The organism is Lonepinella sp. MS14436 (genome assembly GCF_042470565.1).
In the GTDB taxonomy this organism is placed as follows: domain Bacteria; phylum Pseudomonadota; class Gammaproteobacteria; order Enterobacterales; family Pasteurellaceae; genus Lonepinella.
Genome location: NZ_CP170385.1, coordinates 1,181,171 through 1,192,906 on the forward strand (window position 1 = coordinate 1,181,171; position 11,736 = coordinate 1,192,906).

The 11,736-nt window shown below is 40.3% G+C and carries 8 protein-coding genes and 2 riboswitches; of the genes, 2 read left to right on the forward strand and 6 right to left on the reverse strand.

Features of this window, described 5'->3' with window-relative positions; translation table 11 throughout:
• Window position 1: 1 nt before the first annotated feature.
• The 5 genes from O1Q81_RS05655 to fdnG form a co-directional block, all read right to left on the reverse strand.
• Window positions 2-817: a pyridoxal phosphatase gene (locus O1Q81_RS05655; RefSeq protein ID WP_386685810.1), complete on the reverse strand. Its 816-nt coding sequence runs from the start codon at window positions 815-817 to the stop codon at window positions 2-4.
• Window positions 818-845: 28 nt separating this feature from the next.
• Window positions 846-1,745 (reverse strand): formate dehydrogenase accessory protein FdhE, encoded by a 900-nt coding sequence (gene fdhE / locus O1Q81_RS05660; RefSeq protein WP_386692952.1) that lies wholly within the window; start codon window positions 1,743-1,745, stop codon window positions 846-848.
• Between the two features lie 70 nt (window positions 1,746-1,815).
• Window positions 1,816-2,535, reverse strand: a complete 720-nt coding sequence (locus O1Q81_RS05665; RefSeq protein WP_386685815.1) for a formate dehydrogenase subunit gamma — start codon at window positions 2,533-2,535, stop codon at window positions 1,816-1,818.
• Window positions 2,535-3,536 carry a formate dehydrogenase subunit beta gene (gene fdxH, locus O1Q81_RS05670; RefSeq protein ID WP_386685818.1) on the reverse strand — a complete coding sequence of 334 codons (1,002 nt, stop codon included), beginning with the start codon at window positions 3,534-3,536 and terminating at the stop codon, window positions 2,535-2,537. The genes O1Q81_RS05665 and fdxH overlap by 1 nt, the downstream gene beginning before the upstream one ends.
• Window positions 3,537-3,544: 8 nt before the next feature.
• Window positions 3,545-6,598: a formate dehydrogenase-N subunit alpha gene (gene fdnG / locus O1Q81_RS05675; protein ID WP_386696445.1), complete on the reverse strand. Its 3,054-nt coding sequence runs from the start codon at window positions 6,596-6,598 to the stop codon at window positions 3,545-3,547.
• Between the two features lie 436 nt (window positions 6,599-7,034).
• On the opposite strand from fdnG, the gene fdhD reads away from it, so the two are divergent.
• A complete protein-coding gene (gene fdhD / locus O1Q81_RS05680) occupies window positions 7,035-7,865 on the forward strand; it encodes a formate dehydrogenase accessory sulfurtransferase FdhD (RefSeq protein WP_386696447.1) in 831 nt (276 codons plus the stop codon).
• A gap of 36 nt (window positions 7,866-7,901) precedes the next feature.
• On the opposite strand, the gene O1Q81_RS05685 is transcribed toward fdhD, so the two are convergent.
• A complete protein-coding gene (locus O1Q81_RS05685) occupies window positions 7,902-8,972 on the reverse strand; it encodes an ABC transporter substrate-binding protein (RefSeq protein ID WP_386696449.1) in 1,071 nt (356 codons plus the stop codon).
• 86 nt (window positions 8,973-9,058) lie between these two features.
• Window positions 9,059-9,151: riboswitch (TPP riboswitch) on the reverse strand.
• Between the two features lie 118 nt (window positions 9,152-9,269).
• Here O1Q81_RS05685 and uvrD point away from each other — a divergent pair.
• On the forward strand, window positions 9,270-11,468 hold the full coding sequence (uvrD, locus tag O1Q81_RS05690) for a DNA helicase II (protein ID WP_386685828.1): 2,199 nt from the start codon (window positions 9,270-9,272) through the stop codon (window positions 11,466-11,468).
• A gap of 117 nt (window positions 11,469-11,585) precedes the next feature.
• A riboswitch (TPP riboswitch) is annotated at window positions 11,586-11,679 on the forward strand.
• Window positions 11,680-11,736: the final 57 nt, after the last annotated feature.

Consider the following 11,736-nt stretch of genomic DNA (forward strand, 5'->3'; position numbering starts at 1 on the left):
GTTAAAGTAAACGCTCTAATACTTGTGCAATACCATCACCATCATTATCAGTGGTGACAAATTTTGCTTGTGTTTTTACTTCTTCTTCGGCATTTCCCATTGCTACGCCATAACCTACGGCAGTTAGCATACTGGTATCGTTATGATTATCGCCGAATGCAATAACTTGTTCAGGGGAAACTTGCCATTGTGTTAATAAATCGACTAATTTACCGCCTTTACTGTTACCATTATTGGCAATATCTACACGATCAATCCAAGACCATTCGCAGCTAAATTCAGAAACGGGCAGATTTTCCACCGCACTTTCCATATCTTGGCGATTCTGTGAGCTGATCACAAATTTCCAAATTTGTTCAGTTGGATTATGGAAGATTTCTTCAAAATTACTCACTTGACGTACATCAGGGCGAACATCTGCGGGGCAACTTGCCGCCCATTGGGTGAATTTTGTCATGTGAGCATTGAGTTTCTGATAGTTCATTGTGTTACGGCTATACATCAATAAATCTAACTGATATTGCTCGGCAATTTTTAATACGGTGTCACATTGACTGGCTGAAAGTGGATTAGCTAATTCAACTTCGTCAGTTGCAGGGTGATAGATATAAGTACCGTTACAACAAACAATCGGCGTGTCTAATTGTAATTCGTGATAATAGGGTTTTACCGCAGTGTGATGGCGACCTGTTACGATCACGACTTTAATCCCTTTTTGACGAATTTCAGCAATAGCTTTTTTGCTACTTGGTAAAATTTGCCCTTTACTGTTTAACAAGGTACCGTCTAAATCAAATGCAACGACTTTATATGTCATGGTGGGGTTTCCTTAAATGTGATTAAAATTATTCCGTAGGAAAGATAAATGGATTTAACCCACTACGGGCAAAGCCTTTTTCTTCCATTTCAATATCAAGAAAAATACTGGCTAAGTCATCTGCTACGGCTTCCACATAGGGATCTTTTTCTTGATATAAGATTTTTAAATAACTATGACATTCGCCACAGCTTTCCGCACGGACAGCGGATTGTTCGCTGTCGAGTAACCAATACTCCAGTTCTTTTGATTGGTCACAGTTGGTACATTTTGCTCGCACAACATTCCATTCACTTTCACAAAGGGAGCAATGTAAATAACGTAAGCCCTGTTCTGCTCCAAAGTGAATGACACTAGACACTGGAACGGATTGACAAACAGGGCAGTGATGTAACCCTTCACCACTTTCTTGATGAGCAGAGTGAGGTATATATTGGGTTAGTTGCACCCAATATAGTGACAATGCCGCCCAAATAAAGACCGCTTTATCGCTACTGACATGTGCATAATCTTGTGCTAATAATTGATTAGCAAATTGTTCTAATTCACTACTTGATGCTTTTTCTAGGCTATCAATAGTACCGAGCATTTGTTCGTTAGCGATGGATCGGATTTCACAGAGTAGAGTCGCTAAATAATCACGCCATTGTGAACTACGTTGCCAGTTTTTGATGTTTAAAGGTTGAATTTCACTAAAGTCAATTTCAGGTTTAATCAGCGGGTTTTCTTGTAAAATTAATAATTGAGCTTCTGCGATGTTGGCGGCAAATTCAAGATAGTTAGCAAAAGGGTGATCTTTTGCTAAATCACGTAAGCGTTTTGCTCGGCGTTCATAAAGATTTTTGACATTGGTAAATAATAAGGGTGGCTGTTGATAAGAGTTTGCCACTTGCTTAATTTCATTTTCAGGGAGAATTTTTATTGCCATAATATACTCATATAATGAAAAGTGCGGTTAATTTTACCGCACTTTTTGGTTTTTAGGAATTTTAGTTGAATTATTTTGCCTGACCATCCATTTTTTCAAGCTCACTTGCCTTTTTATTGGCTTCAATTTCTTTTTCTAATTCAGGTAACACTTCTTCTTTAAACCATTTCGGGTGATGTTTTTTCGCCCAACGTACGGTTACCCAACCTTCCACCATGCCACGAATTGAGCCTTTTACCCAAAATGCCATATACATGTGTACCATAATTCCTGTAAATAAGGCAAAGGCACTGGCAGAATGAAGTAAAATCGCAATACGAATAACAGGAATTGGGAAATTGTGACTGAAATATTGTCGCCACATAATGATTCCCGTAATTAATAGGGTGAACATGGCTAAAATCAAGGTCCAGAACAACATTTTCTGCCCGAGATTGTATTTCCCGTTGTATGCCACATCGTGTTCGTGACCAAGCAACACCTGTTTAGTGCCTTTTAACCAGCGAATGTCATTTTTCTCTGGAATATTATGGTGCCAATAGGTCAGCACCATAATGATAAAGGCGATAAACATTAAAATTCCCGTAAACGGATGCACCGCACGAGCGATAGCAGGTGTACCAAGAATGTAAGTCAACCACGCAAAATCAGGGAAGAAAAAGGCTAAGCCTGATAAACCTGTGGTAAAAAAGCAGATCACTAGCAACCAGTGAGCCACACGAGCAGGGGCTTTGTGACGAATAATCCGCGTATCTTGCGTAATTTCCGTCAGTTTTTGATGTTCACTCATTATTTATCCCCCTTACTGGCTTTTTTCTGTTCTTTTTCCCGTTGTTTTTGGGCTTTCTTTTCTTCCTTTTCACGTTTTTTCTGAGCTTTACGTTCAGCGATTTCACGATCTTCTTGTTCAAATTTCTCAAAATGATCGTCAACATCTTCTTCTACGTTTGGACCCACACTCACATAGTGAGCGACTTCAGCCAGCAACAAGCCACCCATAGCTACCGCAGCAACTGGTTTGAGCAAGTCTTTCCAAAGTTCCACAGAAAGATCCACACTTGGATTTTTTGGTAAGCCAGAATACAGTTCAGGTTTATCCGCATGGTGCAACACATAGATAACGTGTGTACCACCAACTCCCTCAGGATCGTAAATGCCTGCATTTTCATAACCACGAGATTTGAGTTCTTTCACTCGTTCTTCGCCATAATGCAACATTTCTTCTTTCGAACCAAAGCGAATTGCTCCTGTTGGACAGGTTTTCACACAAGCGGGTTCTTGTCCGACATTGACCCGATCTACACAAAGGGTACATTTATAGACACGATTGTCTTTCGGGTTCATTCTTGGAATATTGAACGGACAGCCTGCGATACAATAACCGCAGCCGATACATTTATCTGATTGGAAATCCACAATCCCGTTGGAGTATTTGATAATCGCCCCTGGCGACGGACAGGCTTTTAAGCAACCTGGTTCGGTGCAGTGCATACAGCCGTCTTTACGGATCAACCATTCTAAGCGATCGTTTTCTTCCACTTCTTGGAATCGCATCACTGTCCATTGTTCCGCATTGAGATCGATAGGGTTATCATATACACCTACACATTCTTGTGGAGTGGTACGAATATCATTCCATTCGGAACAGCCAACCTGACAGGCTTTACAACCGATGCAGGTGGTGACATCAATCAGTTTTGCCACTTCCACTACATGCGAGCGAGCATGCGGTGGTGGAGTAACAAAAGATGTCGCAGAGCTTTTTACAATAGTTTGTTCTTGTACTGTCATATTGCCCCCTAAGCGACTTTCTCAATGTTCACAAGGAACGTTTTATATTCTGGAGTCTGCGTATTTGCATCACCCACACGACTGGTTAACGTGTTGATTAAGAATGATTTTTTTCCTACAGTAGAGAAACCACCATGAATTGGAATACCTACCGTATGGATTTTCTTACCGTCCACATCAAGGGATTTAACTCGTTTAGTGACCACCACTTTAGTTTTGATAAAGCCACGTTTTGAACTAACTTTCACGGTATCGCCTTGTTTAAGTCCTTTTTCTGCCGCCAAATCTTCACTGATTTCCACAAAAGGTTCAGGTTGCACAATCATATTTAACATGGATTGTTTAGTCCAGAAGTGGAAATGTTCCGTTAATCGGTAAGTGGTTCCCACATAAGGGAATTCATTGGCATGACCAAAACTTGCCTTATCATTTTCCAAAATACGTGCCACAGGGTTAGACACCACATTCGGGTGAAGTGGATTAGTACCAATAGGCGTTTCAATAGGTTCGTAATGTTCTGGGAATGGACCCTCTACAATCTTATCTAGGGAGAATAAACGGCTCACCCCTTCTGGTTGCATAATAAATGGCGACACATTACTATTTGGTGGAGCCGTACCGAAATCGGCAATATCAATGTAATTCCAGTTTTTGCCGTTCCATTTAACTAACGGGCGTTTCGGATTCCACGGATTTCCTGCCAAATCCGCCGAAGCACGGTTATACACAATACGGCGGTTGAGAGGCCATGCAAATGTCCAACCGAGGGTGTTACCTAAGCCAGACGGATCACTATTGTCCCGATTTGCCATCATATTGCCTTTTGGTGTCCATTGCCCTGTGTAAATCCAAATCACAGATGAAGTGGAACCGTCATCACGCAATTGAGCAAAGCTAGATAATAGATCGCCTTTTTTCGCAATCAGATTACCTTGTGCATCATACAGATCTTCCAACGCATAGCCATTATTTTCTTTGGCTAATTCGTCAGCTCTCGGCTCTAACGGATTGGCGTAATTCCACGTCATTGCTTCAATGGTATCAATGGAAGGACCACCTTCTTTATGATACATTTCCAACATCACTTCACGGATTTCAGATAAAATATCCACATCGGGCTTGGCTTCTTTTGGTGGTTCAGCCGCTTTCCAGTGCCATTGTAACCAACGTGCAGAGTTAGCAATCGAACCATCTTCTTCGGCGAAACAAATGGTTGGCAAGCGAATCACTTCGGTTTGAATATCGGCAGGATTGACATCATTAAATTCACCATGGAAATTCCAGAACTCAGAAGTATCTGTCGCCAATGGGTCACAAATAATCAAAAATTTCAATTTTCGCAACGCACTTGAAATCTTATTCTTATCAGGATAAGAGGCTAATGGATTATAACCTTGACAGATATAGCCATTAATTTTGCCTTGATCCATTAAATCAATGAATTGCAAGTGATCCAGTTTCTTTTTGTATTGTTTTGGCAAATTGTGATAGCCAAATTCATTGTCTTTAGTCGCATTTTCGCCATAAAATGCTTTCAGCATACTCACCATAAATTTCGGTGTATTTTGCCAATAGTTGACTTGCCCTTCAACCGTGGCTTTTGGTGTAATCCGATTTAAAAAGGCTTCAAGGCTCACATCATTTTCGGTTGGTAATGGAATATAACCAGGTAACATGGTTGGGAACAAGCCCATATCAGTAGAACCCTGAACATTCGAGTGTCCACGTAACGCATTCACGCCACCACCAGATACCCCAATATTGCCTAATAATAATTGGATCATCGCCATGGAACGAATGTTTTGTGTACCCACAGTATGTTGTGTCCAACCTAAGGCATACAAGAACGATGCTGCACGATCAGGTGCGGCTGTTGATGCAATGGTTTCAGCAAATTCATAGAACGCTGTTTGTTTTGTGCCACAGATCCGTTCTACCATTTCAGGGGTATAACGTTCCACGTGTTTTTTCAACAAATTAATCACACAACGCGGATCTTGTAAGGTCATATCCCGTTTTGGTTGCCCGTTTTCATCTAATTGATAGGACCAAGTGGATTTATCATAGCTACGTTTTTCTTCATCATAGCCCGTAAATAAACCATCTTCAAACCCAAATCCTTCATTAATCAAGAAACTGGCGTTAGTGTAATGTTTAACATATTCGTGTTGGATCTTATCGTGATCTAACAAATACTTAATCACACCTAATAACAACGTAATATCTGTACCAGAACGAATAGGCGTATAAAAATCTGCTACGGCTGCCGTACGGTTAAAGCGTGGATCGACCACCATTAATTTGGCTTTATTGTGTTTTTTCGCTTCAATAACCCAGCGGAAACCTACAGGGTGTGCTTCAGCGGCATTACCGCCCATCACGATAACGACATCAGCATTTTTCATATCAACCCAGTGGTTGGTCATGGCACCGCGACCAAATGTTGGAGCAAGACTTGCTACCGTTGGTCCGTGTCAGGTACTCGCTTGGTTGTCTAATACCAACATTCCTAATGCTCGTCCCCATTTATGGGTCAGCATACAGGTTTCATTGCTGGCAGCCGAAGCGGCTAACATTCCTGTGGTTGTCCAGCGATTGACAGGCGTTCCCACTTCATTAGTGGATTGCCAGTTGGCATCACGGTCATCTTTGAGTAAACGAGCGACTTTATGAATAGCCTCATGCCAAGAAAGGCGTTCCCATTTGTCGGAACCTGGGGCGCGATATTCAGGGTATTGTAAACGGTTTGGACTGTTGACATAGTCTAATACACCAGCTCCTTTCGGGCATAATGCACCACGACTCACAGGGTGATCAGGATCCCCCTCAACATGAGTGAGTTTCCCACGAGCATTCATTGCACCATCACCGAGGCTATACATCAACATACCACAGCCGACCGCGCAATAAGTACAGGTTTGGCGTGTTTCTTTGGCTCGTAAAAGTTTATATTCACGAGGTGCCGCTAAAGCAGTGGTTGGCATTAAGCCTAACGCCGCCACTGACGATCCCGCCATACCACCTGCACAGACTTTAAAGAACTTACGTCTTGAGATCTGCATAGATAATCCTTATCCAAAAAAATTTGGAAATATAGGTAGAAAATTGGTTAAGTTTAAAAAATTATAAAATGATTTATATTGCCGTTGATTGTTAATAAAAAGTTAAAAATCACTGTATAGAATACAACAATCACAGGGCTAAATCTACCTTATACAAGAAAATTATTTTGACGCAGATCACAAAAAACAAATTAAATTATCTCATAAATCAATGAAATAAGAATAGTTATCAATTAAATAGCTATAACCTGTGCTGGCGTACAGGGTTAGGCATGGTAACGATGCTCCGCATCTTGTATCGTTTAGTCACGGTGTGGCGTTACATTCCTAACACTGTATGTGAGTATTAGGCAATTTTCAGCTTATGTCACAATTTGCAGTTTAAAGCATTAAAAGGTAAAATTTCCCCAACTCAATTTGCCGATGGATACGCAATATGTCGCAAACGTTTTCATTTCCTCCATACCAAAGACGTACCATTAATACGGTTAAAAAATCCCCAACTCAACAGTTGGATATTCGACAACAGATGGATTGTTTAGCGGTAGAAACCCCAGTTGCTTTAGTCTATAACGGCATTTCTCACACCGTGATGATGTGTACCCCAATGGAGCTTGAAGATTTTGCTTATGGCTTTTCTTTAACCGAAGGCATTATTGATCAACCAAGTGATATTTATGGCATTGATATTATCACCAGTTGCCAAGGTATTGAAGTGCAAATTGAACTGGCGACTCGCTGTTTTGTTCGATTAAAAGAACTTCGCCGCACATTGACTGGCAGGACAGGGTGCGGGATTTGTGGTTCGGAACAATTAAGCCAAGTTACTAAAAAATTGGCGAAATTACACCGCACTTTGACCTTTGATTTAAACCGATTAGATGACTGTTTAACGCAAATTCAAAATGCTCAAATTTTAGGTAAACAAACAGGCTCAACTCATGCCGCGGCTTTTTTCGATCCACAAGGCGATTTGCTGGCTATTCGGGAAGATGTGGGACGACACGTTGCATTGGATAAATTGTTAGGTTGGCACGCCAAAGCGGGTAAACCACAAGGCTTGGTGTTAGTGACCAGTCGAGCCAGCTATGAAATGGTACAAAAAACCGTAACTTGTGGTATTGAAATGCTGATAGCGATTTCTGCCAGTACCGATCTTGCGGTGAAAATGGCGGAAGATTGTGATCTCACCCTGATCGGTTTTGCACGAACAGGGCGAGCGACCATTTATAGTGGCGAAGTGCGGTTAATTTTAGGTGAGTTTTAGCCTGTTTAAAGCCAATTAAAACAGGCTAATCTCATGTTAGTTATCGGCTTTGGTAGCTTCAAACCATTTTTCTAATAACCGTTTACTTTCTTCATTTGAACCGAAGCGAATAAAATCAATATCAATAAATTTTAATTTTGTCGGATCACTCGCTTTTGGTGCGGGTTGAGCATGGATATTGGTTGGGAGCTGATAGGAATCAGCTTCTCGCCAAGGAATTTCTTGGGCTTCAGGGCTAAGTAGATAATCAATAAATAATTTAGCATTATCTAAATTTCTCGCACCTTTAATAATACTGGTTGCCCCTAAGGTGTAACCAATGCCCTCACAGGGTAAAATCCCTTTTACGGGTGAACCTTTCTCTTGTTCTCGCACATAACTGTGCATAAAACTAATGTCCACCGCGACTTCACCCGTTGCCAAATTACCCGTGGCTAAACCGCTTTTGCTGTATTGTGCTACGTTGTTGTGTAATTTTTTTAAATAGTCGAAGGCTTGTTGCTCACCAAATAATTCAATCAAGGTGGTTAAAAAAGAGTAACCCGTGCCAGATACCCGAGGATCCGCATATTGAATTTGATCTTTAAACGCAGGATCCAGTAAATCTTTAAAGCATTTTGGTTCGGGAATACCAAGTTTGGCGAGTTTTTCCGTGTTGACACCAATGCCTAATTCCATTAAATAAATAATAGAAATAAAATCACCTCGTTGTTGCATTAATTGATTAAATCTTGGCATGATGTCTTTTTGTAATGGGGAGCGATAGGATTCAAGTAAACCTTGATCTACTGCTTGTAAATGAGGTTCTAAGGTGCCGCCGTACCAAACATCGGCTTGTGGATTACTTTTCTCGCTTTTAATTTTGCCAAGAATCGTTCCTGTACTGTTACGCACAAATTGAGTTTCCACATTGTATTTTTCGGCAAAATGTTGCGTCACTTTTTCACAAGTAACGTTTTGCACACTACAGTACACTGTCAATTTACCTTCGGCGATGGCATTGGGGCTAAATAAAACGGTTAATAAACCACAAAGTGCGGTGATTTTTAGAGAAGTTTTTCGACCTTTGGAAAAACGAGATAAATGGGATATAAAGCAGGTTTTCATTAACTTATTCCTTATATTTGATGAGTAAAATAAGCTAACACCTAAAAGGAATTTACCTTAAACAGAAAAGAACTAATTCAGGTGAATTTTTTCTTCCGTTAGTTTCCTACGTCAGCGTTAACTGTATCAGGTTCACGGGTATGTTCTCAGCTGGTACACTAGCACCCCGACTAACGCAATGCACTATAATACTTAATGCTTCATTTGTAAATAACAGGATAGTTAAAATTCTCATTGTTTTACGTCTAAAAAATGGCTATAATTTACTGTAAATAAAAACAGATTAAATTAATAATTATGGCAGATATTTCAGAATTACTTGATGGTTTAAATGATAAACAGCGTGAAGCTGTTACGGCAAAACTGGGCAATTATTTAGTATTAGCAGGGGCGGGGAGTGGAAAAACCCGTGTATTAACGCATCGGATTGCTTGGTTGGTGGCAGTGGAGGGGATTTCTGCTGGAAACATTATGGCGGTCACTTTCACTAATAAAGCAGCGGCGGAAATGCGTCATCGGATTCAACAAACCTTAATGCAACATTCCGAACAAAGTTTATTTGCTATGTGGGTTGGTACCTTTCACAGTATTGCTCATCGTTTATTGCGTTCCCATTATGCGGATGCCAAGTTACCTCAGGATTTTCAAATTTTGGATAGTGAAGATCAGCTTCGTCTGGTTAAACGTTTATTAAAATTACATAACTATGATGAAAAAAATTTCCCTCCAAAACAAGCCTGTTGGTATATCAACCATCAAAAAGATGAGGGATTACGTCCACATCAAATTGAAGATATGAATAATCGTCACGAAAAAGAATGGATTCGTATTTATCAGATTTATCAAGAAACTTGTGATCGTTCTGGCTTGGTGGATTTTGCCGAAATTTTATTACGTGCCTATGAATTATTTGCCAAAAATCCATTTATTTTACAAAGTTATCAACGCCGTTTTAGTCAAATTCTGGTGGACGAATTCCAAGATACCAACAAAATTCAATATGCGTGGATTAAGCTATTAGCGGGTAAAACAGGTAATGTGATGATCGTTGGTGATGACGATCAATCTATTTATGGTTGGCGTGGTGCTCAAGTTGAAAATATCCAACATTTCTTAGAGGATTTTGCACAAGCTCAAACCATTCGTTTAGAACAAAATTATCGTTCCACGGGTAATATTTTGCAGTCCGCCAATGAATTGATTGCCAATAATAGCGATCGATTGGGTAAAAACCTTTGGACGCAAGGCGATCAAGGTGAACCTGTTGGCATTTATGCGGCGTTTAATGAGCTTGATGAAGCCTTGTTTGTGTCATCACAGATTAAAATTTGGTTAGAAGATGGGGGGAATTTACAAGATTGTGCGGTGTTATATCGTAGTAATAGTCAATCTCGGGTATTAGAAGAAGCCCTTATTCGAGCTCAAATTCCTTATCGTATTTATGGCGGAATGCGATTCTTTGAACGACAAGAAATTAAAGATGCGTTGGCTTATCTGCGATTGGTTAATAATCCACATGATGATGCGGCTTTTGAACGAGTGATTAATACCCCAACCAGAGGGATTGGTGATAGAACCTTAGAGGTGTTGCGTCAACTGACTCGTGAGCGACAAATTACCTTATGGCAAGCGACACAAGTGGCGATCAGCGATAATAAATTGGCAGGACGTGCGGCAACCGCATTATTGCGTTTTGTAGAATTAATCAATTCGCTTACCCAAGAAACCGTTGAAATGCCTTTATTTGCTCAGACAGATTTTGTGATTAAACATTCGGGCTTATACAAAATGTATGAACAAGAAAAAGGGGAAAAAGGCGAAGTTCGGATTGAAAACTTGGAAGAACTGGTTTCTGCCACACGAGAATTTATTAAACCTGACGAAGCGGAAGATATGTCAGATTTAACCGCTTTTTTAACCCATGCGTCTTTGGAAGCAGGGGAAGAACAAGCCAGTCCACATCAGGCTTGCGTGCAGATGATGACTTTACATTCCGCCAAAGGATTAGAATTTCCAAGAGTTTTTATGGTGGGCGTAGAAGAAGGGATTTTCCCAAGTTTTATGTCCCTAGAAGAACCAGGGCGATTAGAAGAAGAACGCCGTTTGGCTTATGTTGGGATTACCCGAGCGAAACAAAAACTGACGATTTGCTATGCAGAAAGTCGCCGTTTATATGGTAAAGAAGAACGCCATATTCCCTCTCGCTTTATTAATGAATTACCTGAACAATGTATTCAATCGGTGCGATTACGTGGTACGGTGACACGAGCCTATAATCAACAAGTTGTGTCTAAAAGTGCGGTGCAAAATAGCCAAATTTTATGTCATGACGACAGCGATTGGAAAAAAGGGCAGAAAGTTCGCCATGCTAAATTTGGGCAAGGAACGATTATTAATGTGGAAGGGGCAGATCACAATACTCGATTACAAATTGCTTTCCAAGGGCAAGGAATTAAATGGCTGATTGCTCATTTGGCAAAGTTAGAGCGTGTTTAATTATCGGAATATGATTAAGAGAATTATTTTATTCATCCTTAGATGGCACAGGGCGATTGTGGCAAAAAAACAAATTTAATTAGTTGCAAATTTGGCGTAAAAAAGATTAAACTAAAGCTGTTCTCATCGGGGTGCTTTATAAAGGCTGAGAAAATACCCGTAGAACCTGAACCGATTAATATCAGCGTAGGGATTTGAGAAAGGTCAAAAAATTTTGTCAATTTTGACCGCACTTGAATTCCTTTAATAGAGTACGAATACTCATCAA